The sequence below is a fragment of the Proteus sp. MB838 genome (assembly GCF_054767435.1).
Genome location: NZ_BAABMO010000014.1, coordinates 1 through 25,771, shown reverse-complemented (window position 1 = coordinate 25,771; position 25,771 = coordinate 1). Strand labels below are relative to the sequence as shown.

General features: G+C 37.2%; 24 protein-coding genes, 1 tRNA gene and 1 pseudogene. 14 read left to right on the top strand and 12 right to left on the bottom strand.

All coding sequences use genetic code 11. The annotated features are described in order from the left end of the window. Positions 1–71: 71 nt before the first annotated feature. The 3 genes from ACYUCW_RS08125 to yieE all read right to left on the bottom strand — a co-directional run bounded on the left by ACYUCW_RS08125 (position 72) and on the right by yieE (position 5,359). Positions 72–2,078: a ligand-gated channel protein gene (locus tag ACYUCW_RS08125; RefSeq protein ID WP_460408353.1), complete on the bottom strand. Its 2,007-nt coding sequence runs from the start codon at positions 2,076–2,078 to the stop codon at positions 72–74. Positions 2,079–2,858: 780 nt separating this feature from the next. Further along, positions 2,859–4,346, bottom strand: a complete 1,488-nt coding sequence (locus ACYUCW_RS08120; protein ID WP_004247812.1) for an amino acid permease — start codon at positions 4,344–4,346, stop codon at positions 2,859–2,861. A gap of 122 nt (positions 4,347–4,468) precedes the next feature. After that, positions 4,469–5,359 (bottom strand): DNA-binding transcriptional regulator YeiE, encoded by an 891-nt coding sequence (yieE, locus tag ACYUCW_RS08115; RefSeq protein ID WP_460408352.1) that lies wholly within the window; start codon positions 5,357–5,359, stop codon positions 4,469–4,471. 184 nt (positions 5,360–5,543) lie between these two features. On the opposite strand from yieE, the gene ACYUCW_RS08110 reads away from it, so the two are divergent. The 5 genes from ACYUCW_RS08110 (at position 5,544) to yeiP (ending at position 10,368) form a co-directional block, all read left to right on the top strand. Continuing rightward, positions 5,544–6,629, top strand: a complete 1,086-nt coding sequence (locus tag ACYUCW_RS08110) for a YeiH family protein (RefSeq protein WP_004247810.1) — start codon at positions 5,544–5,546, stop codon at positions 6,627–6,629. 147 nt (positions 6,630–6,776) lie between these two features. After that, positions 6,777–7,622 (top strand): deoxyribonuclease IV, encoded by an 846-nt coding sequence (nfo, locus tag ACYUCW_RS08105; RefSeq protein ID WP_163748250.1) that lies wholly within the window; start codon positions 6,777–6,779, stop codon positions 7,620–7,622. 84 nt (positions 7,623–7,706) lie between these two features. Beyond that, positions 7,707–8,123 (top strand): nucleotide triphosphate diphosphatase NUDT15, encoded by a 417-nt coding sequence (locus ACYUCW_RS08100; RefSeq protein ID WP_004247058.1) that lies wholly within the window; start codon positions 7,707–7,709, stop codon positions 8,121–8,123. 296 nt (positions 8,124–8,419) lie between these two features. Further along, positions 8,420–9,661: a tryptophan permease gene (gene mtr, locus ACYUCW_RS08095; protein ID WP_004247056.1), complete on the top strand. Its 1,242-nt coding sequence runs from the start codon at positions 8,420–8,422 to the stop codon at positions 9,659–9,661. Between the two features lie 134 nt (positions 9,662–9,795). Continuing rightward, a complete protein-coding gene (yeiP, locus tag ACYUCW_RS08090) occupies positions 9,796–10,368 on the top strand; it encodes an elongation factor P-like protein YeiP (RefSeq protein WP_004247807.1) in 573 nt (190 codons plus the stop codon). 134 nt (positions 10,369–10,502) lie between these two features. On the opposite strand, the gene ACYUCW_RS08085 is transcribed toward yeiP, so the two are convergent. Together ACYUCW_RS08085 and ACYUCW_RS08080 are read right to left on the bottom strand one after the other, a co-directional pair. Further along, positions 10,503–10,829, bottom strand: a complete 327-nt coding sequence (locus tag ACYUCW_RS08085; RefSeq protein ID WP_004247806.1) for a hypothetical protein — start codon at positions 10,827–10,829, stop codon at positions 10,503–10,505. 264 nt (positions 10,830–11,093) lie between these two features. Further along, on the bottom strand, positions 11,094–11,405 hold the full coding sequence (locus ACYUCW_RS08080) for a hypothetical protein (protein ID WP_004247804.1): 312 nt from the start codon (positions 11,403–11,405) through the stop codon (positions 11,094–11,096). A 346-nt stretch (positions 11,406–11,751) separates the two neighbouring features. Here ACYUCW_RS08080 and ACYUCW_RS08075 point away from each other — a divergent pair, with 346 nt between their 5' ends. Continuing rightward, complete coding sequence (locus ACYUCW_RS08075) at positions 11,752–12,474, top strand: phosphatase PAP2 family protein (RefSeq protein WP_004247803.1); 723 nt, start codon at positions 11,752–11,754, stop codon at positions 12,472–12,474. Positions 12,475–12,822: 348 nt separating this feature from the next. After that, positions 12,823–13,437 (top strand): bifunctional murein DD-endopeptidase/murein LD-carboxypeptidase, encoded by a 615-nt coding sequence (gene mepS / locus ACYUCW_RS08070; RefSeq protein WP_004247050.1) that lies wholly within the window; start codon positions 12,823–12,825, stop codon positions 13,435–13,437. A gap of 185 nt (positions 13,438–13,622) precedes the next feature. Here the strand turns inward: mepS and ACYUCW_RS08065 are convergent, their stop codons facing one another. From ACYUCW_RS08065 to rsuA, 3 genes are all read right to left on the bottom strand, one after another. Next, entirely contained in the window at positions 13,623–13,970 is a 348-nt protein-coding gene (locus ACYUCW_RS08065) for a YejG family protein (protein ID WP_004247049.1), read from the bottom strand. Between the two features lie 515 nt (positions 13,971–14,485). Next, complete coding sequence (locus ACYUCW_RS08060) at positions 14,486–15,670, bottom strand: Bcr/CflA family multidrug efflux MFS transporter (RefSeq protein ID WP_004247802.1); 1,185 nt, start codon at positions 15,668–15,670, stop codon at positions 14,486–14,488. A 35-nt stretch (positions 15,671–15,705) separates the two neighbouring features. Then, on the bottom strand, positions 15,706–16,410 hold the full coding sequence (gene rsuA, locus ACYUCW_RS08055) for a 16S rRNA pseudouridine(516) synthase RsuA (RefSeq protein WP_004247801.1): 705 nt from the start codon (positions 16,408–16,410) through the stop codon (positions 15,706–15,708). A 194-nt stretch (positions 16,411–16,604) separates the two neighbouring features. Here rsuA and ACYUCW_RS08050 point away from each other — a divergent pair, with 194 nt between their 5' ends. Then, positions 16,605–18,368 carry a DEAD/DEAH box helicase gene (locus ACYUCW_RS08050; protein WP_004251887.1) on the top strand — a complete coding sequence of 588 codons (1,764 nt, stop codon included), beginning with the start codon at positions 16,605–16,607 and terminating at the stop codon, positions 18,366–18,368. Between the two features lie 140 nt (positions 18,369–18,508). After that, complete coding sequence (gene rplY / locus ACYUCW_RS08045; protein WP_004247799.1) at positions 18,509–18,793, top strand: 50S ribosomal protein L25; 285 nt, start codon at positions 18,509–18,511, stop codon at positions 18,791–18,793. Between the two features lie 83 nt (positions 18,794–18,876). Here the strand turns inward: rplY and yejK are convergent, their stop codons facing one another. Beyond that, positions 18,877–19,881 (bottom strand): nucleoid-associated protein YejK, encoded by a 1,005-nt coding sequence (gene yejK, locus ACYUCW_RS08040; protein WP_004247043.1) that lies wholly within the window; start codon positions 19,879–19,881, stop codon positions 18,877–18,879. 163 nt (positions 19,882–20,044) lie between these two features. Here yejK and ACYUCW_RS08035 point away from each other — a divergent pair, with 163 nt between their 5' ends. The 4 genes from ACYUCW_RS08035 to ACYUCW_RS08020 all read left to right on the top strand — a co-directional run bounded on the left by ACYUCW_RS08035 (position 20,045) and on the right by ACYUCW_RS08020 (position 23,083). After that, a complete protein-coding gene (locus ACYUCW_RS08035; protein WP_004247042.1) occupies positions 20,045–20,272 on the top strand; it encodes a YejL family protein in 228 nt (75 codons plus the stop codon). A gap of 23 nt (positions 20,273–20,295) precedes the next feature. After that, positions 20,296–22,029, top strand: a complete 1,734-nt coding sequence (gene yejM, locus ACYUCW_RS08030) for an LPS biosynthesis-modulating metalloenzyme YejM (protein WP_460408351.1) — start codon at positions 20,296–20,298, stop codon at positions 22,027–22,029. A gap of 126 nt (positions 22,030–22,155) precedes the next feature. Next, positions 22,156–22,232: transfer RNA gene (locus ACYUCW_RS08025), tRNA-Pro, on the top strand. A 224-nt stretch (positions 22,233–22,456) separates the two neighbouring features. Next, complete coding sequence (locus tag ACYUCW_RS08020) at positions 22,457–23,083, top strand: LysE family translocator (protein WP_460408350.1); 627 nt, start codon at positions 22,457–22,459, stop codon at positions 23,081–23,083. A 112-nt stretch (positions 23,084–23,195) separates the two neighbouring features. On the opposite strand, the gene ACYUCW_RS08015 is transcribed toward ACYUCW_RS08020, so the two are convergent. After that, the gene (locus tag ACYUCW_RS08015) at positions 23,196–23,774 is read right to left on the bottom strand and encodes an RBBP9/YdeN family alpha/beta hydrolase (protein ID WP_012367750.1); all 579 of its coding nucleotides are present in this window, start codon (positions 23,772–23,774) and stop codon (positions 23,196–23,198) included. A 162-nt stretch (positions 23,775–23,936) separates the two neighbouring features. Continuing rightward, a complete protein-coding gene (locus ACYUCW_RS08010; protein WP_020945455.1) occupies positions 23,937–24,059 on the bottom strand; it encodes a hypothetical protein in 123 nt (40 codons plus the stop codon). Positions 24,060–24,624: 565 nt separating this feature from the next. On the opposite strand from ACYUCW_RS08010, the pseudogene ACYUCW_RS08005 reads away from it, so the two are divergent. Then, positions 24,625–25,371: pseudogene (locus ACYUCW_RS08005) on the top strand (SAM-dependent methyltransferase); the annotation flags it as partial. Between the two features lie 177 nt (positions 25,372–25,548). On the opposite strand, the gene ACYUCW_RS08000 reads toward ACYUCW_RS08005, so the two are convergent. Continuing rightward, on the bottom strand, positions 25,549–25,725 hold the full coding sequence (locus ACYUCW_RS08000) for a hypothetical protein (RefSeq protein WP_004247793.1): 177 nt from the start codon (positions 25,723–25,725) through the stop codon (positions 25,549–25,551). Between the last annotated feature and the right edge of the window lie 46 nt (positions 25,726–25,771).

The window sequence follows — 25,771 nt, the reverse complement described above, 5'->3', positions numbered from 1 at the left end:
TGGCTTTAATTAAATAACAAAAAAAGCTCCACATAATGTGGAGCTTGATTGACACACACTGAGGGATAAAACTAGAAGTTGTAGTTTAATCCGATGTTATAACGACGGCCTTCTAAGGTTGAACCGTAATTATCTCTTTCGATGCGACGATCAAAAACATTATAGACGCCACCGATCAGATTTAGTTGCTTCGTTAGACTATAGCTAGTACCTACATCAACAAAGGCGTATGAAGGTGTGCTCTTAGACATTGAAGTACGTGATAAATATTCTGATGTCTTACCACGGAAATTAATGCGTGCCCAAGTTTCCATTTCAGGGGTGGTTTCCCAATTTAAGGTCGCGTTTGCCATATGGCGCGGTTGCTTATTCAGAGGCTTACCTTTGAAATCACCACTCTTTTGTTCCGTATCTGTGAACGTGTAGTTTGCTGCTAAATTCCATTCAGGGGAAATAATCCAGTTAGCAGTAACTTCAACACCGCGCATATTGGCTTTATCAACATTAGTTCTATCACTTACAAAATCATAAGGGTCGCCACTATTACCAACACCATCAGCTAATGTACAATCGCGCATACCCGGTGCTTTGTCTGAACGACTATCGCAACGACGAACTTCTGTTATTTTATCTTTAAAATCAGTATTATAAATCGTCAAACTTGCCGTTAAGTTATCACGATTATCCCAAATAATACCAATTTCCTCTGTCACCGATTTTTCTGGTTTTAAGTCAGGATTACCGTAAATAACTGCATCATAACGACCACCGCCAGTCCCTTGTCCCCAAGTAGCTGTCGCTTGACGTAAATCCGGTGAACGATATCCAGTAGATACCCCACCTTTTAATGTCCATTCATCAGCTAAATGCCAAACACCATAAACTCGCGGTGTCCAGTGAGTACCAAAGTTTTCATCTTTATCCATCCGTAAACCGGCGGTTAAAGCGAAGTCGTTTGTCAATGTCCACTCATCTTCAGCAAACAGCGCCCAACTATAGCGATCTAGCTTATTATTACCTTTAAGCTTATTGCCTTCATCTTTCAGCTCTTCATAGCGATATTGACCGCCGACACTTAACATATGATCACCAAACATAAAGACGGTTTGGTTACGAACAGTTGTATCATCATAATCCATTTTACGTGATGGATTGCGGCTTTCATCGCGCTGAACATAGGTATTCATAGTACCAAAATCATAAATACCATCATGGGTTAAGGCATAATGCGTTAACTCATAATCAGTAAAGCTACTTTGTGGTTTTTTCCCTTTAACAAGTTCAGCTGATTTTGAATAGCCAACACGTGAATCACGATGTTGATTATCTTTTTTAAATTCAAATTCAACGGTATTTTTCTCATCTGGTGTCCAGCTTAATGTACCGCCACCACTTGCCGTGATCTGACGATTATAGCCATCAACACGTCTATCTTCACCGCGGTGAGAATATTGCCCTTGCAGCTTTAGACCTAACACATTATCAATCAATGGACCTGCAGCATAGAAACTACCTTGTCCTGTATTTCCTTCATTTTTACGCTCAGTCAACGTTGTGTCACCACGTAAACTAAAGTTCCATTCTTTTTGCGCTTTACGCGTAATAATATTGATAACGCCTCCCATGGCATCAGAGCCATATAAAGAAGACATTGGGCCTCTTACTACCTCAATACGCTCAATCGCGGGTAAAGGAGGTAACCAGCCTTGTTCAATACCTGAGTTATCACTATTAGGACGCGTTTCACGAGATGCAACACGCTTACCATCGACTAAGATCATGGTATACTTAGGATCCATACCACGAATACTAATATCAGAGCTGCTACCGCCCCCCGTCACTAGCACCCCCGGAACATCTTTTAGCGCATCAGTTACATCACGATATGATTTTGTTCCTAATTGTTCACGAGTTACAACTGAAACAGAAGCTGGAGCATCTTCAACAGTCTGTTTAAACCCCGAAGCGGTTGTCACCAGTAACCTTTCAGGATCTTCTGCGGAAGCTGTCATCACAAAACTTGATGCAAGAGCAGCAACAACGCCAAGCGCAATTTTATTTTTCTTTAACACTACCATTCCCGATTCTCCAAGAATATATATTCTTTAAGTTTTATATAGATGGACAGATCGACAGTTGCTCAACAATGAAGGTAATTAATTTAATTACCCTTAGTTATTTTGATATTATTTTTATATCCCTATTGACTAAATTCCTATACTTCTGCAGTTATTGTTTTATGCTTCTATAAGATTTTTATCACTCAAATAATTTGACATATAAATTTTCTTTTAAAACAATGTGTTAATAAAATCCTATTAATAGTGACAATATATTTATCAGGCTTGTCTGTAGATTAATCAAACAAATATATACCTACATCTATTTGCATGTTGCTATTGATTTTCTATCCAGCTGTTTTATTAACAGATAAATATGCCAAAGTTTAACCTGATAATTTATTCATCACTTTTTTGCATTAAAATTGATTAATTGAGAATAATGTGTCAAATAAGAAGAAAATTCGCTTAATTGATATAATACGCGATATTCAATATATGACTTCTTATACAACGATGCGTTATTAGATGAGCTAAAAATCGCTCTAGAGAGTGGATGATGACGCTTTACATACATCAGATCTATTTTCTATAACCAATAACACTGTCGTCACATTATTATGCAATAAATTGTTTGCTAACAATAAAGCAAATAAGAATACTTATCAATGCGATTGCGAATATAAATTATAATTTTCTCTTATTTGTGTAATTATTAGTCATAGAATAGAAAAAGAGCCGGCTAAATTGTGATAAAGTTCACAAATTAGCCAGCTCTCTATTTAGTGATAAAACTAACTATTTTTTGTTTTCAATATGCTCAGGAAACTGCATTTCACTGTAGCGAATAAAACGTGTTTTCTTCACTATTTTATAGGTAAACCAAATCAGCAGGAATAATGGGATCCCAATATAGGTTGCCACAACACCATACCAGTCAATAGTATCTTCTAAAAATGCCTGATAGTTTTGACCTAATGTAATAATTAAACAGAGAATAAAGGCAAAAATAGGTCCTACAGGGAAGAAGCCTGAACGATACGGCAATTCATTCAGATCACGACCTTGTGCTACATAACCTCGACGAAAACGGTAATGACTGATTGCAATACCTAACCAAGCAATAAATCCTGTCATACCTGATGTATTTAATAACCATAAATAAACCGTTTGGTTACCATACATTGAGCTTAAAAAGCATAAACCCGCAACCACTGTTGTTGCATAAAGTGCATTACGTGGAACACCGTTTTTGGATAATTTACCAAAAAATTTCGGCGCTTTACCTTCTCTTGCTAAGGTAAATAACATACGCGTAGATGCATACATACCGGAGTTCCCTGCCGAAAGAACCGCCGTTAAAATAACTGCGTTCATGATAGCGGCAGCTGAAAGTAACCCTGCATTTTTAAATACCAGTGTAAACGGACTCACACTGATGTCACCCACATCATTACGTAGCAAGTTAGGATCGGTATAAGGAATGATTAAACTGATAATTAAGATAGCTAGGATATAAAACAGTAAAATACGCCAAAAAACTTTACGTACTGCTTTAGGAATATTTTTCGCAGGATCTTTCGACTCCCCCGCTGCGATACCGATAAGTTCAGTTCCTTGGAAAGAGAACCCAACAATCATCGCTACCCCTATCATGGCGGCAAAACCACCAGCAAAAGGCGCATCGCCGATTTCCCAGTTGTGCCAACCTGCATTTTCAGCGCCTTTCATAATACCGGTGATCATCGCAATACCCACCGCAATAAAAATAATCACGGTCGATACTTTAATTAATGAAAACCAATATTCAGCTTCACCAAATCCCTTTACAGAAATATAGTTAAGCAAGAAAATAACGGCTAAAAATAACGCACTCCAAATCCAACCATCCACATCAGGGAACCAATACAGCATCACGAGCTGCGCGGCGACTAAGTCAACTGCAATCGTCACAGCCCAGTTGTACCAGTAGTTCCAGCCTAGTGCGAAACCAAATCCTTCATCAACATATTTAGAGCCATAGGTTGAAAAAGATCCGGAAACAGGCATAAATGCCGCTAACTCTCCAAGGCTGGTCATAAGGAAATAGACCATAAGTCCTATTAATGCGTAAGAGAGTAATGCGCCCCCAGGCCCTGCTTGAGCAACAGTTGCACCTGATGCGACAAAAAGCCCTGTACCAATTGAACCACCAATAGCGATCATCGCTAAATGTCGCGCCTTTAATTCTCGACGCAAAGTGCGTACCGCACCCGATTTTGCGGTATCTGTTTGTTGTTCTGACATTATCATTCCACGGTTATATTCATATTCCTAGCATCAATTGTAACAAATCTGGCTGTGGTGAATAGCAAGGATCTAGGATTATAAGATACCTTCATAATCGGGCTTCAATTATTAGTAACTTATCAAGCGTTGTCGATTAAATGTTCAGCATTACAATATGAAAGTAATTTTTTGAGGGCATCAGAGACATGTTTTTGGCGATGATAGACCAAATATAAAGTACGTTGTAATTTTAGACCTTCGACCTTTATCTCTTTTAAAGAGCCACTCTCTATTTGATCTTGGATCACTCGGCGAGATAAACAACTAATCCCCATTTCATACATTACAGCATGTTTTATCGCTTCTGAATTACCTAATTCCATTTCGATTCGATATCCGGGTAATGAAGCAAACAGCAGATGATTGAGTACATCTCGCGTCCCAGAACCGTTTTCACGTAGGATCCACGGCGCGGATTGAAGATCGGCTAATGTCACTGTTTTCGCCTTAGCTAAAGGATGTTCAGGAGAACAAAATATGACCATTTCATCCAGTAGCCATTTTTGGCTGATCAATTCAGAGCTTTGGCAAGCCCCTTCAATAAGGCCTAAATCAACACGGAATTCACTGACTGATTTGACGACTTCTTCCGTATTGCCAATACTCATTTCAAGTGGAATATCGGGGTAGTTACGATGAAAATTACCCAACATTTGTGGCAAAATATAATTACCAATAGTGGTGCTTGCAGCAATACGTAAAGCACCATTTCCGGCTTGAAATAACTGCTCTACTTCAGTAGCACGCTCAAGTAAAGAGAGTGCCCTTGGATATAATAATCGCCCGTGTTCATTAGTCACTAAGCGCTTCCCCACTCTATCGAAAAGTTGTACTCCTAACTGATTTTCTAGATCAGTTAAAGAAGCACTCACAGCGGATTGAGATAATGCCAACTGTTGTAAAGCCTGTGTTGTAGAACCACTTTTAAGTACTTCAGTAAATACTTCCAGTTGTCGCAATGTAATACGCATGTCCATCCCACCTTTTAGCTGTCATAGTAATAACATACTATCCACAAACCAATAACATACCAAGAACAATTGTGAAAATATACCTATATTAGTTTTAGTGGTTATTATTATAAAAATAATGAATTTAATAAATAATAGTATCTGTTATATGCTTATGCAAAATTTACATAAGCAAGGTTTTTCTATGTCAGAGCAAAGTCAAACAACCACATTGGCTAAAAAATGTTTTATTCCTGTTTATCGCTGGCTCCCCGGCTTGCTGCTAACAGGTATATTAACCGCCCTCGCTATTTACGTAGGTGATATTCCATGGTTTTCCAGTATGGGGTTAGGTGCTCTTACACTGGCTATCTTATTTGGCATTATTGCGGGTAATACGGTTTATCCCATCGCTAAACCTTATAGTGATGAAGGCGTTAAGTTTGCTAAACACTATTTACTACGTGCGGGGATCATCCTATACGGATTTAGACTCACTTTTCAGCAAATTGCAGATGTAGGTGCAACAGGATTAATTATTGACGCTATTATGTTGACCTCAACGTTTCTCATTGCAATGTGGGTGGGGAAAAAATATTTTGGTCTTGATGATCAAACCGTCATGTTAATTGGTGCGGGTAGTAGTATTTGTGGTGCGGCTGCGGTCATGGCAACAGAGCCTGTTGTCAAAGCTCAGGCGAGCCAAGTTGCGGTGGCTGTATCCACTGTCGTAATTTTTGGAACTATCGGTATTTTCCTCTACCCATGGTTTTTCCATCTTAACGCTTTTGCGGGTTGGTTACCTTTTAGTGAAGAAACTTTTGGTATCTTCGCTGGTTCAACCATACATGAAGTCGCTCAAGTTGTTGCGGTGGGTCATTCAATTAGTCCAGATGCAGAAAATGCAGCCGTAATTAGTAAAATGATCCGCGTGATGATGCTGGCACCTTTCTTAATTATCCTTTCTACTTATATTAGTAAAAAGGGCCGTAAAACAGTAGGTGCGACAACAGAAAAAAGTCCGATAACTATTCCTTGGTTTGCTGTGTTCTTTATCTTAATGGCTGGTTTTAATTCATTTAATTTAATTCCTGCCGCTATTGTGAGCTATATCGTTACTATTGATACTATTTTATTGGCAATGGCGATGGTAGCACTAGGTTTAACAACGCATATTAGTGCGATACGTCAAGCGGGTGTAAAACCACTACTGCTAGCTTTATTTCTCTTTTTCTGGCTAACGTTAGGTGGTGCTGCTATTAATATCTTTATCCAATCTGTGTTGATGTGATTGTTTAATCTATCCTTGAGTATGTACCTCCGTATTGCGCAACTTATTCTAGTTTAAGTTGCGCTTTTTTATATTTCCTCATATTCAGATGTCAATAAGCCCACGATTTGTTATCGTAGTGTGAAATAAGATTAGAGGAGAACTATGATGAAATTTGTTGGCGCACATGTCAGTGCTGCAGGTGGTGTTGATCAGGCTGTATTACGAGCTCATGAGATCAAAGCAACGGCATTTGCTCTTTTTACTAAAAATCAGCGCCAATGGAAAGCAGCCCCGTTATCAACTGAATCGATTGATAAATTTAAAAAAAATTGTGAAATCTATGGCTATGGTCCAGCACAAATTTTACCACACGACAGCTATCTGATTAATTTAGGGCATCCAGAAGAAGAAGCCCTTGAAAAATCAAGAGCCGCTTTTCTCGATGAGATGCAACGCTGTGAGCAATTAGGCATTGAATTACTTAATTTTCACCCAGGTAGCCATTTAAAAAAAATCGATGTTGATAAATGTCTGCAACGCATCGCTGAATCAATTAATATCACCTTAGATAAAACCCAAAATGTGACCGCAGTGATTGAAAATACCGCTGGACAAGGCACTAACTTAGGCTATCGTTTTGAACATCTCGCCGCCATTATCGATGGTGTAGAAGATAAATCTCGAGTGGGCGTTTGTATTGATACTTGTCACACTTTTGCTGCAGGTTATGATCTACGTACTGTTGAAGACTGCGAAAAGATCTTTGCTGAATTTGATAATATTGTCGGCTTTCAATATTTAAAAGCCATGCACTTAAATGATGCTAAAAGCGAATTGGCTAGTCGTGTCGATCGCCATCATAGTTTAGGGCAAGGCAATATTGGCAAAGTACCCTTTACTTATATTATGCAAGATATCCGTTTTGATGGGATCCCACTTATCTTAGAAACAATTAATCCTGATATTTGGCCAGAAGAAATAGCTTGGTTAAAATCACAACAAACTCAATAACCTTATTTCTTTTTTACTTGCGATTTGATGTACTAAAATCGCAAGCCTCTATTTTTTTATCCGTATGCTATTTTGGAGTCTCTCATGTCTGTAGTCGTTGGTGTTGGAGTGATCATCGTCAATGAAAAAGGTGAAGTATTATTAGGTAAACGCTGTGGTAAACACGCCCCTTATTGGTCAATTTTTGGTGGCCATGTCGATCCGGGGGAAACCTTTGAGCAATGTGCTATTCGTGAAATTGAAGAAGAGATTGGCATTACCATCCCTACTCCTGAAGTGATTGGGATCAGCAACAATCTACAAACTTATCAATTAGAAGGTAAACATACCGTATCTATCTGTATGATTGCGCAATATCAAGGTGGCGAGCCTAAGTTAATGGAGCCAGATAAATGTTCTGAACTACGCTGGTGCTCACCTGATGATTTACCTGAACCTCATTTTGAAGCGAGCCGTAATTCTATTGCTTTATGGAAAAGTAAACGTTTCTATCAACCTTAATTAACACTCTTCATCATTATTCTGAATATTCTTTATTCAGAATAATGTTTTCCCCTACTTAGTTATTATTCAACGTGATCTTTTTTCTGTTTAATTTCCTTGACTCTATTTGGCTTATTTTTGAGCACAAATAATTTAATCCATTGATTTATATATAGATAAAAACTTATTGTACTATTTTTATTCATTTTTTTATTTAATAAACAAGGAAGTGCTCTATTTACACCCTCAGATCAAGCGTGTATTCTTTACACTATCAAGCTAGTACATTGAGTCATTTTTTATAAGGACATGTTATGTCAGAAGTCACATCCATTGCTAAACGCCCATCTATACTCGGTGGTGCGATGATTATTGCCGGTACGGCGGTAGGCGCCGGTATGTTCTCCATCCCTATTGTGACTTCCGGTGTGTGGTTTACCGGCTCTATCTTTTTACTCATTTATACTTGGTTTTGCCTATTTATGTCTGGCTTAATGATCTTAGAAGTTAATCTTCACTACCCCCTAGGATCAAGCTTTCATACTATTACCAAAGATTTATTAGGTAAGGGATGGAGTACCATTAATGGTCTTTCTATTGCTTTTGTTCTCTATATTTTAACTTATGCCTATATTTCTGCAGGTAGCTCCATCATTGTGCAAAATTTTGCTAATGTGGTTAGCTTGCCACAAGCCGTTGCAGGCTTAGTATTTGCCCTTGTTGTTGCTTTCTTCGTTTGGTTATCAACCCGAGCCGTTGATCGCTTAAGTACCATATTAATTGGCGGTATGATTGTGGCTTTTGTATTTGCTATCGGTGGATTATTTACCGAAGTGAAAATGCCAGTATTATTTAATACAACAGAAAGCCATGCCAGTTATTTACCTTATGCACTAGCCGCATTACCTTATTTATTAACCTCCTTTGGTTATCACGGCAATATTCCTGGATTAGTCACCTACTACCGTAAAGACGGTAAAGCCGTGATGAAAAGTCTATTAATTGGTACCTTGATTTCGCTGGCTATCTATATTTTATGGCAGTTTGTTGTACAAGGTAATATTCCTCGTGAAGGCTTTAAACAAGTCATTGCTGAAGGCGGAAATATTGGTAACTTACTGGCACAAATGCGTATCAATACAGCAAATACTTCCGTTTCATTCTTATTAGACTTGTTCTCATATATGGCATTAGCGAGTTCATTTTTAGGCGTATCTTTAGGGTTATTTGATTATTTAGCTGATTTCTTTAAATTCTCAAATACTGGGACAGGACGTTTAAAATCGGCCATCGTAACTTTTGTACCACCCACCATTTTAGCGATTATTTTTCCTGATGGCTTCTTGTATGCTATTGGCTTTGCAGGACTTGCAGCCACAATTTGGGCGGCGATAATTCCAGCATTAATGGCAAAAGCCAGTCGTCAACGTCATCAGCAACAAAGCTTTAAAGCACCTGGTGGCACCTTTATGATTATCTTTGTGATCTTATTTGGTGCAATTAATGCGATTGCACACATATTAGCAAACTTTAATCTCCTACCTATTTACCGCTGATCTTCCGTCAAGCCAGCAATATGCTGGCTTGAACCTTCTTCTGCCAAAAAAATATTGCGAAATACTTGCCAAGTTTCAGTACTACGAGTAATTTTGTCGCCATTATCGTCAATGCTATTTATAGAAGGTTACCTATGGCAAAAGCTAATGAAATTAAGCGCGGTATGGCTATCAGTTATAACAATAAATTATTATTGGTAAAAGATATCGACATCCAAGCGCCAAGTGCTCGCGGTGCAAGTACTTTGTATAAAATGCGCTTTACTGATATTCGTACAGGCCAAAAAGTAGAAGAACGTTTTAAAGGGGATGATATCCTCGATACTATCAACTTAACACGCCGTGCAGTCAGTTTCTCGTATATCGATGGTGATGAATATGTCTTTATGGACAATGAAGATTATACACCTTACACCTTCAAAAAAGATCAGATTGAAGAAGAGCTGCTGTTTATTCCAGAAGAAGGCTTAGCTGGAATGCAGGTCTTAACTATGGATGGACAAGTTTTAGCTTTAGAGTTACCGCAAACTGTTGATATGGAAATTATCGAAACAGTACCGGGCATTAAAGGCGCATCAGCGAGTGCTCGTACTAAGCCTGCGACTTTACCTACTGGATTAGTCATTCAAGTCCCTGAATATCTTTCTACAGGGGATAAAATCCGTATTCATATTGCTGAACGTCGCTATATGGGGCGTGCTGATTAATTAACCGCCAAAAACCTCCCTCACAAAGTAACATTTTACTGATGTGATGCTAAATAGGTCAGATAATCGTAAGAAACCCACTGTGACAACGATTATTTGACTTGTTTACCTAATCATTCCCTGTCAATACACAATTAAAAATATTGCACATTAATCAATCCATTTTTTTCAGCGCCATCCATCCAACGGATTTCAGCTTTCCCCATATTTTGAGGCAGTATAATTGATGATGATTGTTCAAAAGAGGTAGGGAAAATAGACTGGGTTGATGTAAAGACTTTGTTATTTTTGTAACATTGGTACTCAGCTTGATCGAGTGTGAAATTAATTTCACAAGCTGGATCAACAATCGCCCCTCGTACATAAATCTGTCCTGTAGTTTGCTGTGCTGTTGACGCCCAAGCAAATGATATCGAACTGGAAACGAGAAGACTGCATAAAATGGTCAGATATTTTTTCATAACGACCTCACTTCTTGTTTGCGCAGTAGGTATGAGGATCACGCCTACTCGACATACTTTTATCATAGCAATAAAATATGACATTCATATAGACACAATAAGAATGTTTGATGTCTATCAAATATGAGTGGTTTTTATTTATAAATAAAAAATCAACGTTGATTTAAGCTTAAGTCAAATATTCATAACTTTAATAACCTAATTATTTAAACATCAACTTTCTATTTAATTAACACAATTTATTTTATTATTAGTATTAATTAACTAATTATAAACAATATTCATTACTGCTAGATGATCGTTAATCCATTCGATATCCATAAAACCTTTATTATTAATTAATTGCGAGTTAAATTGCTGATTAGCATCTAGTTTATATTGGAAGTCTTTCATCTCCTTACCATTCCAACAACTTGTTTTAACAGTATTTTCTTCTGATGATGCATAACATCCTCCTTCGACAATAGCACCAACAAAAGTAATTGTTGTTGAGCCTAACACTTTACTTTCACGTGCTAAACTAGGTGCCGTTAATAATAGACCTAGACATGCTAAAACTATCGGTATCTTTTTCAAAATAAACCTCCTCTCATTTATTTAAGTACAGAATGTCCACGAGCCAATATGCTATTAAACTAATAACTAATATCGGCTAGTAACTTTATTTATTTAACTTTTATCTTTGATTAAAGTTTAGAAAGAAATTATAAAATACTCAAATTAAGACTATCAATAAAAAATATTCTATATTTGACTTATATCAAGATAAGAGAAGATAACAAGCCTGAAACAAAAAGATAACATTTACCTTAGCAATTAATTGCAAAGATATTTTTTTTTATTTTGGCTATAGTCCCTGCCATAAACTTAGAGTATTTGTGATTTAGATCACAATTAATCAACGAATTTTTTAATTATCCTTATGAAACTTTCTACTGTTAAACAAAAATTGTCTCTTATCTTGCTGTTAAATTTGGTTGGATTGACTCTTTTTTTATCTTGGTATCTTCCCGCACAACATGGCTTTTGGCTTTCAATAGATACACATATCTTTTATTTTTTTAATCGGCAACTATTGCCAGACTCTTCTTTTGCTATGTTTGTGGCTTATGTCAATAATCGAGCATTCGATGTGATTATTCTGCTGGCGATGGGAGGGTTGTATTACCATACCTTTCGTCAGAAAGATTATCAGGGCAAACGCCATCTCATTATTGTGGGAATAGTCATGGTGCTAAGTGCAATCGTAATTAATCAGATTGGACAAAATATTCCTATCGAAAGACCTAGCCCAACACTTCATTTTCACGATGTGCACCGTGTAGGTGTAGTGACAGGAATACCGACTAAAGATGCATCAGGTGATAGCTTTCCTGGCGATCATGGTTTGATGCTACTGATCTTTTGTAGCTTTATATTACGTTATCTTTCATTTCGCTCTTTTTTATGCGCTCTTTTAATTACGGTAATTTTTTCATTACCTCGTGTTATGGCTGGCGCACATTGGGCTTCTGATATCTTAGTTGGTTCTATCTCGCTCACTTTAGTCACAACAAGCTGGTTATTAATAACCCCTGCATCCGATATCATCATTCATTGGCTAGATGAACATCTCCCTTTTAAAGGCAAAAAAGCATTTAGCTAATTAAGTATAAAAAATAAGTAAAAGTAAAAATAAGCGCCCTACTGAGCGCTTATTTTTTATCTGTAAAAGGATAGTTTTATAACAAAAAGATAATCATTTTTAGTATGTGTTCTTTATTATCTAATGTTTTGTAAATTAAGCCTCTTTCCTCTCGCCATTTGACTTTTCTTTATGTAAACTTTTTACGTTTCCACATTATTTATTGTTTAATGTGGATATTTACGTGCTTTAGAGCACGTTTTTCGCGAAATAGGGTTGCCAGAGTTAAATTACACTATATTCTCTGGTTATTTGGTGAATATTCATGTGCTCATCTGGCACATAAGGATGTAAGGGAAATCTGTCACAATGAGAAATAAACCGTTTATGAGAATGCTTAAGCTCATACCGGCGTTTATTGTCGTAGCTACGTTATCAGCCTGTAGTTCACAAAACGCGTCTTCACGCTTAGCTAATTCAACAACAGCCCCACTTAATAAATCTTCAAGCACATCTATTTCCCAAGCATCTCAAGATGAATTTGAATCATTGGTGAAGAATCTCGATATAAAATCTAAGATACTTGACCAATATGCAGACTGGAAAGGTGTTGCATACCGATTAGGTGGCAATACAAAAAGTGGTATTGATTGTTCCGCTTTTGTCCAAAGAACTTTTCGTGATCAATTTGGTGTCGAATTACCTCGTTCAACCTCCGATCAGCAATTTGCTGGTACCAAAGTTAATCGTTCAACCTTAAAAGCGGGTGACTTAGTACTGTTTAAGACTGGTCGCACTATGCGCCATATTGGTATTTATATCGGTAATGATAAGTTTGTTCACGCGTCAACCAGCAGTGGTGTTATCGTTTCTGAAATGTCCAATGTCTATTGGAAAAACCGTTTCTATACAGCGCGTCGGATCATTGATAATAATACAACAACAAGTCTTGCTGATAACTATTCTCAAGCGTCATTAAGATAAAATTTTCCCTTATATCTTATCGCAATAAAAAAGCCCCAATACTTATTGAGTATGGGGCTTTTTTATGTTGTTTTTTCTTGCATAACAGAGCCATATAGCCATCGTTAGTGAGTATTTTTATCTAAGTACATAGCAATAGATTGTGCATATGTCGTAGAGAAATACCCATTAAGAACAAAAAAGAACTACAGATAAGAGTAGTCTGTTGGAAATGGCTCAGCAATTGCAACCCCAGCATTTTTTAAGCAACAAAGTGCTGCGCACTCATCATCACTATGTAAAAATAAACAAGGTACGCCATCCCACTCAATAATCACATTTTCAATATTGAGATTATTCAGATACTTTTGTAAGTTCTGTATTGCCTCATCTAAAGTCATACCATCATGACTTAGCAGTTTTAAGCCAATCAAGGTATTTTGTCTACTAGCATCATTCTCAGGTAGAATTTCTACCCTTGTTCCTGTAAAGCCTGCTAGCCACCGATAACTCAGCGGCAGCTTATGAACCACCGAAAGTTGTACATTTTCCACAAATCAATCCTGTTTCATCAACACGTTAATTTAATACATCATCAATACGAGTTTGAACTGACTTGCTCACACACATATTAAAATATTGTTAAAAATAAAGCATGAACGTTACAATAATCTTACAAAAAGAGAGGTGTTTTAAGTTGTTTATTTCGCTTAACCTTTATCAACCTTCCTATCAGCCCTGATTACTCTTTTCAATTATTCTTTCATTTATTTAACATTTTATCAACTATATAAAATAATTGCATAAAATTTTACGCATTTAAGTAAAACAATCTATCAATTTTTATCATGATATTTCATATTACTAAAACAATAATAGATGATTATTAAAATAAACCCTAGTTAATTTAACAAAAACACAACATTAAGTGTTGATACAAATCAAATAAGTTACATTGAAGGGAAAGAATTTAGAGAAATATTTAGTGAAAAACGTGGCGATAATGACATTTTAAAGATAAATAGAAAGGAAAACGCTATAAATATAGTGTATTTATAGCGTGATATTCTTATTTATAACGACGAGCAAGTAACAAGAAACTCATGGCACAGATAACACAAAATGCCATCGAACTCACCATCGGCCACTCAGTTTTAGCGGGTAACATTGCAATAGCGGTTCCAACTAAAGCCCCCACACCAAAACGGATAGTACCGGCTAAAGAAGATACCGTACCCGCCATATGTGGATAGTCTTCAAGAATAACGGCCATCGCATTTGAGGTTATCATGGCTATTCCACCAACATACATAGCCACCCCCACAACAAGGAAGTAAAAATGTAAATTAAGGGCAACCACCAATATTAAGAATATGCCCATTAAAAACTGCACAGTTAACCCAAAACGTAACATATTCAGTGCACCAAATCGGCGCACATAGCGCCCATTGATACTGGTCATGACAATCAAGAAAATAATATTAAAACCAAAGTACAAGCCAAATTGGTCGAATGGAATACCATGTAGTTCGATATAAACAAAAGGCCCTGCACTTAAAAATGAAAACATCCCTGCAAAAGAAAATCCCGATGCCAGGATATAGCAAAGTACTCGACGTGCTCTAAATAAGCTAATAAATTGACTAAATGTCACTCGCAGGCTAAAACGTTGGCGATGCTGTTTGGGCAAAGTTTCCGGTATATAGAGCGCAATTAATGCAGCAGCAATGATCGCCGCAATAGCGATACTCCAAAAAATAGCATGCCATGAGAACCAGTTCATCACCCAAGCACCAAGTAATGGCGCTAATAATGGAGCAATCGTCATGACTAATGCAACAAATGACATGCTTCTTGAGAACTCATCTCTTGAAAACATATCCCGCATTAAAGCATTAATGACAACACTTGCAGCGGCAGCAGCAAATCCATGTAGAAAACGCATACCAATTAGCATATCGATCGAGTCAGATAATGCACAAGCGCTCGACGCTAATGCAAAAACAATCACACCACCTAGAATAACCGGTTTACGCCCTAGACTATCTGCCATCGGCCCATAGACCATTTGCCCAATAGCAAAACCAAAGATATAGCTACTTAATGTCATCTGAACTTGACCACCAGGCACGCCAAAATCCCGCGCTATAGTAGGTAAACTTGGCAGGTACATATCGATAGCCAGTGGCATAAGCATGGAAATAAGCCCCAATATTAAAATGAGGCTAAAGTACGACGGACGTTGCTCTTGCACGCAGTTAAACTCCAAAAAACGACAAAATATAATTATTATTTAGGTAGATGAATGCTATTGATTTCTTCTTCTGTTAGCGGTCGGTATTCTCCTGGCGCTAAAGCATCATCTAATGTGATATCACCGATACGCTCTCGATGTAACGCGACAACATGATTACCCACCGCAGCAAACATACGTTTAACTTGATGGTACTTCCCTTCACTAATGGTCAGTTTTACCTCAGTCGGTGTTATTACTTCCAATGTCGCAGGCTTAGTCAATTCTTTTTCGCCATTTAACTGGACACCTGTTTTAAATTTCTCAGCGACATCCGTAGCAATAGGCTGTTCCAACGTTACGACATACGTTTTTTCACAGTGATGTTTAGGTGCCGTTATACGATGAGACCATTGACCATTATCGGTTAATAGCACTAACCCTGTAGTATCAATATCTAAACGCCCCGCAGCATGTAATTTATGTGCTAGTGGCTCATCAATAAAATAAAGAATGGTGGGGTTAACAGGATCATCCGTTGAACACACATAACCAATAGGTTTGTTCAACATAAAATAACGCGGGCCTAAAATTTGTGTCAACACATTGCCATCATAAGCAACTTCTTGTTCAGGTGTGATTTTAGTCGCACCTGTTTTTACCATTTCACCATCTATAGTCACGAGCCCTGCTCTAAGTTCACGAGCTACTAAATTACGGCTAATCCCCAATTGCTGGGATAAAAATTTATCTAATCGCATGAATTTCTCTGAAAAATGGAAGAGTACCATCTGATATGAGGCATCTATTAAAAATGAATATTAACAATAAAACAACTAATTAATTTACCCTTAAATCATTTAGCCTTTCACTGTATTTAATTACAGTCTTTCTGTTCGCACTCATCGCTAAAAAGTGCTACGCTGGTGCTCTGTTTTGCTTTTGATGTATGGTTATGGCTTTTACACTTAGACCTTATCAGCTTGACGCGGTTAACGCGACAATCACTTATTTTCGCCAACATAAAACACCAGCACTTATTGTATTACCTACCGGTGCTGGAAAAAGCTTAGTCATTGCCGAACTTGCTAAAAGAGCACGTGGGCGGGTATTGGTTCTAGCACATGTAAAGGAATTAGTAGAGCAGAACCATAGCAAATATGAAGCCTATGGTCTATCTGCGGATATTTATGCCGCCGGATTACAGCAAAAAGAGAGTCGAGGCAAGGTTGTTTTCGGCAGTGTACAATCGGTAGCACGTAACTTATCGCAGTTTGAGCATGCTTTTTCTCTATTAATTATTGATGAATGTCACCGTATTAGTCTGTCTGAAGATAGCCAATACCAACAAGTGATCAAACAACTTCAAACCATTAACCCCCAACTACGCATCTTAGGATTAACGGCTACTCCTTATCGTTTACCGACTGGTTGGATTTACCAATATCACTATCACGGTATGGTAAAAGGAGATGACAATTGTTTTTTTCGTGACTGTATTTATGAATTACCTTTACGCTACATGATAAGTCACCATTTCTTAGTCCCACCAACACGTTTAGATATGCCTATTTTGCAATATGACTTTAGCCAAGTTAGAACTAGCCAAAATGGTATTTTTAATCAAGAAGATCTCAATCGCGAAGTAAAAAAACAACAGCGTATTACACCCCATATTGTGTCACAGATAATTGAATACGGTGAACAACGCCGTGGTGTGATGATATTTGCGGCAACAGTCGAACATGCGACAGAAATCTTCACATTATTACCCCAAGGACAAGCCGCGTTAGTCAGTGCTGAGACCCCCTCTTCTGAGCGTGACGCATTAATTTCACAGTTTAAACAGCAACAGCTACGTTATATGGTTAATGTTGCTGTATTAACCACAGGCTTTGATGCGCCCCATGTTGATTTAATTGCTATTTTACGCCCAACGGAGTCCGTCAGTTTATATCAACAAATAGTAGGACGAGGATTAAGGTTATTTGCAGGAAAAACAGAATGTTTAATCTTAGATTATGCAGGTAACCCTCACGACCTTTATCTTCCTGAAGTGGGTAGTAAAAAACCCAATCCAAATAGCAAACCGGTACAAGTGTTTTGTCCTCTCTGTCAATTCGCTAACACTTTCTGGGGCATAGTTGATGCAGATGGCGATATTATTGAGCACTATGGGCGACGTTGCCAAGGTTGGGAGCTTGATGAGCAAGGACAAAAAAAACAGTGTGATTATCGCTTTCGTTTTAAATTATGCCCACACTGTAATGAAGAAAATGATATCGCCGCACGGCGTTGTGTGCACTGTAATGAAATCCTAGTTGATCCTGATGATATGCTCAAAGCTGCTTTAAAGCTAAAAGGCGCCCTTATCCTTCGCTGTGGAGGAATGCAATTACTCAGTGGTCAAGATGAAAAAGGTGAGTGGCTTAAAATCAACTATTATGATGAAGAAGGTACTTCTGTTTCAGAACGATTTCGTTTAAAAACGCCTGCCCAACGTAAAGTATTTGAACTCAAGTTTTTACGCGAACACCAGCGCGCCCCTGGCGTTCCTTTTGTATGGCATAACGCTCAAGATATTATTAATCAGTTTGATTTATTACGTTATCCTGATTTTATTGTGGCACAAAAAAATAAAAAAGATGGCTTTTGGCAAATTCGTAATAAGTTATTTGACTATCATGGACGCTTTCGTAAAGCAGATACCTTATATTAAAGTCGATTTATATTTGCTGTTAGAGTGCTTTTTCGTTAAAATGCGCCCCGCTTTATCTGTTTTTAGATAAACCAAATCTCGAGCTTGTTGCTGGGTCGCCTGTAACAAGTATGTATTTTCTTTTTCATAAGAGAAAAAAGATGTTAACTATTAATGCAACAGTACGTAAAGAGCAGGGTAAGGGTGCGAGCCGCCGCCTGCGTGTGGCTAACCGTTTTCCAGCTATCGTTTATGGCGGAAATGAAGAGCCAATCGCTATCGATTTAGATCACAACGAAGTTATCAACCAAGAACACAAATCTGAGTTCTACGCTGATTTCGTTAACCTCGTTATCGATGGTAAAGCAACTAAAGTTAAAGTTAAAGCAGTGCAACGTCACGAGTATAAGCCAAAAATTACTCATATTGACTTCCTGCGCGCTTAATAAGCCAACCTTCGAGCTTTATTTTTCGGGACGCCGAGCATGTAACGCCACTTAATGTGGCGTTATTTGTTTCTATCTATTGCCTATTTTTCTGAGACTCTACGCTGTAACTGGTCGCGTAAATTAGGTGGAGTTCCTTTTATCGTCAGTGTATCGGTAGCGGGATCCCAAAAAATTCTTTCCCCCAACAGTTTCGCATCAAAATTAACCGTTAACCCCCCACCACTTCCTGAATACTTCATTAATTGGCGTAATGTACTGCGATCTGCGGGAAAAGTTTCCGCTAATTCATACCCTTTTTCTTCTGTAAACTGTGCAAAGTTTTGATCACCTAATGGCGGTAACTCTTGTGCAAGTTCAGTTAATGCAATCTCTTCACCCGATTGCAATTGCTCATTACAATAGCTGTAGACTTGTTCACGACAAGTTTGGCGCTCTTGTTTATTCATGTCTGATGCTTCACAAAAGTCATCAACCGCTTGTAATAAGCCTTTATTTTGTACTTTAGTATTTAAACCTTCTTGCGCCCCTAAAAAGTCCATAAAGAAATCTGAAACTTTGCGTCCTACACGCCCTTTTAAGAAGGTTAAATAACGTAAAGAATCGGGTGAAGTTTCCCATTCAGTTAAATCAATACGAGCGATAATATCTGCATGAGGAATATCTAAATAGCGTGTTGAAGATACATCAAGACTGTCATTGACCCACATGCTATTACAGCTATTCAATACAGCGATTAATAAATATTCCACCGCGAGATAACGATAATGACAAAAAAGAACCGTTCCCCCTTCAGCAAAAGGGTATTTCGCTAACTCATCTTTAAGTCTAACCGTCGCTGCACGAGAAAAACCTAAAAATTCTTCTTCACCTTGACGTTGTAAACGTAATGCTTGAGCTAATTCGCTCTCTTCATTAAATAAACCATAGGCTTTACTTTTTGCACTATAAACACGATGTAACTCTTCGACCATCTCTTGAACAACCGGCTCAATGTCTAAGAGTGAATCACGTAGTACCACTTCTAATGTCTGCTCATCACGCTTAATAAGTTGGTGCAAGACTAACTGGTTAATATCTAGACTCATGGGCGCCCTCCTTTATCCCGATTCTTTTTGTGCGCGTATTCAAACATCCCCTACTTTTACTATCAAGGGGTATAACCGCAAAATAATTAATTTAATAGCAGAAAAATAACACGCCTTGCGGTAACATATAGCGTTTTATCCATTTAGTAGGAATTCAGATTTTATGCCACAAAAATCCCGTTATAGTGATGAACAAGTTGAGCAATTACTTGCAGAACTTGTCAGCGTTCTTGAAAAACATCATACTCCTACAGATCTTTCTTTGATGGTGTTGGGGAACATGGTGACAAACTTAATCAATACAAGTATTGCCCCTGCTCAACGAATGCTGATTGCAGACTCTTTTGTTCACGCTTTACGTGCTTCAATTGATGAAGGCAATATTCACTAATAAACACAGAAATATTTATAGACATGGTAACGAGAAATCAGTCCTATCGTGAAAAAGTATCCCAAATGATCAGTTGGGGTCACTGGTTTGCGCTGTTTAATATTATTCTAAGTCTTTTGCTTGGGAGCCGTTACCTGTTTATTGCTGATTGGCCAAGTACCTTTGCAGGTCGTCTTTACGCTATTGTCAGTTGGATGGGCCATTTTAGTTTTATCGTGTTTGCCATTTATATCCTTATTCTTTTTCCGTTGACCTTTGTGGTAGTTTCGCAACGATTACTTAGGGTGATATCCTGCGCCTTAGCTAGCGCAGGATTGACATTACTTATTTTTGATATAGCTGTTTACCAGCAATTTCAACTTCATTTGACCCAGTTGGTTTGGGATTTGGTTATCAATCCAGATGAAGGTGAAATGGCGCGAGAATGGCAACTTATTTTTATTGGTATCCCCATTATCTTTCTTATCGAAATGCTATTTGCTACATGGAGTTGGCAAAAGCTGCGCAGCTTAAACCACCAGCGATGGGGAAAACCATTAGCCTGTGTATTTATTAGTTGCTTTATTTTATCCCACTCTATGTCTATTTGGGCAGATGCTAATTTTTATCGCCCTATTACTATGCAACGTGCAAACTTACCACTGTCTTATCCAATGACTGCACGTAAATTCCTTGAACGGCATGGTTTTATTAATCAATCTGAGTATGAACAGCGCTTAATGAGCGAGGGTAATCCTGCGGCACAAAGTATCACCTACCCGCTTGCACCTCTTGATTATTCTAAAGATGAAAGCTCATATAACTTACTTATGATTGTGGTTGATGGATTAGGTAATGAAGACGTTGCCAAACTACCGAGCTTGCAACAATTTGCTGATAATAACCTCTCTTTCTCTCAGCACTATTCAGCAGGCATAAATAACGAAACGGCGCTGTTTGGATTATTTTATGGCATTTCACCGTCTTATTTAGATAGTGTGTTAAGTAGCCGCAAAAACTCAGCGCTCTTTGATGCTTTAAATTATCGTCACTATCAATTAGCACTATTTTCAACTAACGGATTTAAATCGCCATTATTTACACAAGCGGTGCTGGCTGATTACTCACTACCTACTTCACGTAGTGAGGATAACGACACAACGATTAATAGTTGGCGTTCATGGTTGTTAAAAAATAAACAAAGCACACCTTGGTTCTCTTTCTTACAAATCAACGGTGATAAGCATACATCAGCTTCTCAAGCACAGTTAAATAGTCAATTAGAGACCATTTTTACTACTTTAAAAGAAAGTAACATACTTGATAATACCGTTGTAGTCGTAACGTCAAATTATCATCAGAACAATGATAAACAAGATAGCCAATGGCTTGTTAACAAAGACACTTTTAACTTAAGTCAATCGCAGGTTCCGCTGGTAATACATTGGCCTAATGTTACACCACAAAAACTAGATAAACTAACCAGCCACCAAGATATAATGACAACGCTAATGCAACATGTATTAGGTGTTATTAGCCCTGCAGATAACTATTCTCAAGGCGAAGATCTATTTGCTAATACGCGTAATCACCCTTGGATTTTTACTGGTGATAATGAAACTCTAGTGGTCTTTTTACAAGATAATACGTTAATGATAGATAAACATGGCAGATATGCTTTATTTGATAAATCAGGCAAAGAGATCCAATCCGCCAAACCTGATTTACGCCTATTATTGCAAGTACTTGCTGAGCAAAAACGATTTATTGAGCGTTAGTATTAAAAAAAGACTATAAGTAAAAAGTTAATAACAACTGACGTCACTATAATGAATAAAAATACAGCAGTTAAGTATCTAAAGGGTTGCTTTAGCAGTAAAAAATAGTAATATACTAAGCACAATCGGCATGTAGCGCAGCCTGGTAGCGCACTGTCATGGGGTGTCAGGGGTCGTAGGTTCAAATCCTATCATGCCGACCATTTTTATTTAAGAAAACCAACCACTTACGGTTGGTTTTTTTATGTCTGGAATTTTCTTGGTGTAATACTGGTGTAAAACTGGTGTAAAACCCACATCAGATTTACCTTGTTTAAGTTCCAATTTTCGCCCTATTCTTATGCTGTAATTATTCTACAATTCATTAATATAGCTTATAGAATGAGAAACCTTGCAAACATACATTAAAAAATACAAATGGAATTATATGGAACTTTCTACATTACTTCTTTTTATCCCAGCCTGTTTTGCTTTAAACCTTGCACCAGGGCCAAACAACCTGCTTTCAATCAATAATGCAGCCTACTATGGGTTTGCTCGTTCATGTGCAGGAGGTCTCGGTAGATTACTCGCATTCGTGATTATGATTGTTCTAGCTTCATTTGGGCTAGCTGTTGTATTGCAAACATCTGAGTTCATTTTCAGTGTAATTAAATTTGCTGGGGTTGCTTATCTTTTGTGGCTCGCATATCAATTATGGAAAGCCCCAACTGATGAATTCAAATTTGATTCAAATAAGAAGAATAACTCTATTGTCAAATTAGCAAGGCAAGAGTTTTTTATTGCAGCAGGAAATCCAAAGGCAATACTTATCTTTACGGCCTTTCTTCCGCAATTCGTTAGCCCACAATTACCGGCTAGTTCCCAGTTTCTAATACTTGGTTCTTTATTCTTGTTACTCGAGTTTATTGCAATAATGCTCTACGCTTGGTTAGGCTTACACATGAAAAAGTTGCTAAAAAAACCACATGCTAAAAAAGTGTTCAATCGTATGTGCTCAAGTTTATTAGCTAGTGCAGGGATTGGGTTTTTAGTTTCACAGAAAAGCCATTAAATAACACCACACGCTGAGTAAACAGTCGCCTTTTATAAAGGTAAAGGCGACTTTTCTTTCTTTTATTTAAATGACTGATAAAAACCAATTGACGAATATTCTGATATTGTATTTATAGCTTATATTGATTCAGCATATATTTAAAAATATCAAGCATGACTGGCAATTTAATATAGCCTTCTTTATCAAGAAAATGTCCCGCATCTTCTTCAATAACAATTTGAGTTTGTAATTGACTAGCTAATTTTTTGGATGAATCAGGACTCACAATCCAATCATTGGATGATATTAATGACACCCTTTTATCCGATATTTTAATTAACTTACTATAATTCAGGTTATTATAAATATGAGAGTTCAACTCAGGTAAAGTTTTTTGTTCACTATTAAAACCAGCGACTAAAATATACCCGCCTATTGTTATATCTTCACAAGCCTGTTCAGAAAGAAAACGTAATAAAGTTATACATCCCAGACTATGCCCAACAAGAATAGTATCTTTATCAAGTATTATGTTTTCATCGGCAAGTTTTTGTTGCCACTCATTAGGGTTAGGATGATTAGGCTCAGGCATCATAGGTATACTGACATCATATCCTAATGATCCAAGCTCTTCTTTCAACCATGGAAACCAATTATCCTTGGGAGATGCAGTATAGCCATGAACAATAACAACTCTTTTGCCTTTCACTCATCCTCCTATATAGATACACATTATCAAAATAATAAGTTTAATACCTGTATACCCTAGGTATTGATAAAATTTAGTATGGTAAGTAATAAGTCACCCACGATTTAGAAATAATAAGATAATCACGGACACAACACAAGCAAGTACTGTTTTTATAACCAGTTATTTTGTATTCTTATTAAACATAGCTTCTGCACTACTCTCTTCACTGAGGACAAGGTTTTGCGATACACCTGATAAAACACCGCATGAAATAGTTTGGTCTGCAAGATAAGCGTCGGCCAAAGTCCGAGGCTCCCCCTGTTCACTATCTTTTACTTTGATATATTGTAAATAGATGGCTCAACCAAAATAAAACTATCATCCGGCTCACACTTTACAGACTTACGCATTTACAAATCTAAAAAATCGATGAAAATGTCCTAGTGTAAACAACCTTTAATTCCTACCTGAGGCTTTGATGCTGGAAAATGTAATCATCTAATAACCACTATTTCGACCTTTTAGGGCGAATAGCTGGTTTCAATGCGCTGTATTCTCATGCAAGCACCACAATGTGTTTGCTTATATTGCATATGATGATTAAACAGGTTTTCTAGTATGGATCCATCACATCAAAAATACTATTCTTTACTTATTTCTACCCAATTTACGTTTATTGGCGCTATAGCTAGTTGTATCACTCTTATTAAAGATTATTGCCAAAATCTAGATGTCCTAACATATAAGCTTACCTTTCTAAAAAAATTAAAAAGCAAATTAAATCAGTTAGATAGTAATATTATATCAATAATATTACTAGGTTTAATAATGTCCACACTCTCTTTTATAACAATTAAAGGAAATTAAAATGGATATTCCTCGTATTTTCACTATTAGCGAAAGTGAGCATCGTATTCATAACCCTTTCACACCAGAGAAATATGCCACCTTAGGTCGAGTATTACGAATGAAAGAAAACTGGCAAATTCTTGATCTCGGAAGTGGCTCTGGTGAAATGCTATGTACTTGGGCTCACGATTACAATATTACAGGTATTGGCATCGATATAAGCCCGCTGTTTACTTTACAAGCAAAATCTAGAGCAGAAGAGTTAGGCGTCAGCCATCGAGTGCATTTTATCCATCATGATGCCTCAGATTATATTAGTGATAAAAAATGTGATATAGCAGCATGCATAGGAGCAACTTGGATTGCTGGTGGTGTAATTGAAACTATCGAGCTACTAGCAAAAAGTATTAAAACAGGTGGGCTTATTCTTATCGGAGAACCATATTGGCGGCAAATTCCAACAACACAAGAGATAGCACAAGCTTGTGGTGCTTCATCCATATCAGATTTTTTAACTTTATCTGAGCTTGTTATCTCTTTCGACAATCAAGGATACGATCTAGTCGAAATGGTACTGGCAGATCAAGAGGGTTGGGATAGATATGAAGCTGCTAAATGGATGACTATGCGCCGTTGGCTTGACAAAAATAGTGCCGATGATTTTGCTCAAGAAATTCGAACAGAATTGACTATAGCCCCTAAACGTCATGTTAGTTTTACACGAGAATACTTAGGCTGGGGGGTATTTGCATTAATTGCTCGATAAAATAACACTAAAGGTATAGTCTAAACGGACTATACCTTTTAAATTATTATATTTATATAAATTTAATATCCACAGATAAATATATAAAGTCATCCAAGATGGATAACCTTATATAAGACTACCCATCTTATAAACACTTCGAAAATATATATTATTTAATATAATTATTTTTTATGATTAAAAATTCATTAGCTTTTTAAAATAATAACCTTTTTTAGTTTTAGGGAATTTTCTGCCGTAGTATATTTTTCTTTCGTGTTCACGGCCTGCGTATTGATCATTCCCATAAAATTGTCCATATAAAGCAGTTTTAGGACATATATCGTTAGAAAAAAACTTATCACTATTATCCATTATTATTTTCCTCAATTATTTTAGAGTAAATGGGTTCCTCTTAGAT

Excerpts from the sequence above, each read along its gene's own strand:
- yejM (WP_460408351.1), top strand. The coding sequence starts at position 20,296 with ATGGTAACGAGAAATCAGTCCTATCGTGAAAAAGTATCCCAAATGATC.
- mtr (WP_004247056.1), top strand. The coding sequence starts at position 8,420 with ATGTCAGAAGTCACATCCATTGCTAAACGCCCATCTATACTCGGTGGT.
- yejK (WP_004247043.1), bottom strand. The coding sequence starts at position 19,881 with ATGAGTCTAGATATTAACCAGTTAGTCTTGCACCAACTTATTAAGCGT.
- yieE (WP_460408352.1), bottom strand. The coding sequence starts at position 5,359 with ATGCGTATTACATTGCGACAACTGGAAGTATTTACTGAAGTACTTAAA.
- ACYUCW_RS08125 (WP_460408353.1), bottom strand. The coding sequence starts at position 2,078 with ATGGTAGTGTTAAAGAAAAATAAAATTGCGCTTGGCGTTGTTGCTGCT.
- ACYUCW_RS08050 (WP_004251887.1), top strand. The coding sequence starts at position 16,605 with ATGGCTTTTACACTTAGACCTTATCAGCTTGACGCGGTTAACGCGACA.
- mepS (WP_004247050.1), top strand. The coding sequence starts at position 12,823 with ATGAGAAATAAACCGTTTATGAGAATGCTTAAGCTCATACCGGCGTTT.
- yeiP (WP_004247807.1), top strand. The coding sequence starts at position 9,796 with ATGGCAAAAGCTAATGAAATTAAGCGCGGTATGGCTATCAGTTATAAC.
- rplY (WP_004247799.1), top strand. The coding sequence starts at position 18,509 with ATGTTAACTATTAATGCAACAGTACGTAAAGAGCAGGGTAAGGGTGCG.
- ACYUCW_RS08110 (WP_004247810.1), top strand. The coding sequence starts at position 5,544 with ATGTCAGAGCAAAGTCAAACAACCACATTGGCTAAAAAATGTTTTATT.
- ACYUCW_RS08075 (WP_004247803.1), top strand. The coding sequence starts at position 11,752 with ATGAAACTTTCTACTGTTAAACAAAAATTGTCTCTTATCTTGCTGTTA.
- ACYUCW_RS08000 (WP_004247793.1), bottom strand. The coding sequence starts at position 25,725 with ATGGATAATAGTGATAAGTTTTTTTCTAACGATATATGTCCTAAAACT.
- ACYUCW_RS08120 (WP_004247812.1), bottom strand. The coding sequence starts at position 4,346 with ATGTCAGAACAACAAACAGATACCGCAAAATCGGGTGCGGTACGCACT.
- ACYUCW_RS08020 (WP_460408350.1), top strand. The coding sequence starts at position 22,457 with ATGGAACTTTCTACATTACTTCTTTTTATCCCAGCCTGTTTTGCTTTA.
- rsuA (WP_004247801.1), bottom strand. The coding sequence starts at position 16,410 with ATGCGATTAGATAAATTTTTATCCCAGCAATTGGGGATTAGCCGTAAT.
- nfo (WP_163748250.1), top strand. The coding sequence starts at position 6,777 with ATGAAATTTGTTGGCGCACATGTCAGTGCTGCAGGTGGTGTTGATCAG.
- ACYUCW_RS08100 (WP_004247058.1), top strand. The coding sequence starts at position 7,707 with ATGTCTGTAGTCGTTGGTGTTGGAGTGATCATCGTCAATGAAAAAGGT.
- ACYUCW_RS08085 (WP_004247806.1), bottom strand. The coding sequence starts at position 10,829 with ATGAAAAAATATCTGACCATTTTATGCAGTCTTCTCGTTTCCAGTTCG.
- ACYUCW_RS08035 (WP_004247042.1), top strand. The coding sequence starts at position 20,045 with ATGCCACAAAAATCCCGTTATAGTGATGAACAAGTTGAGCAATTACTT.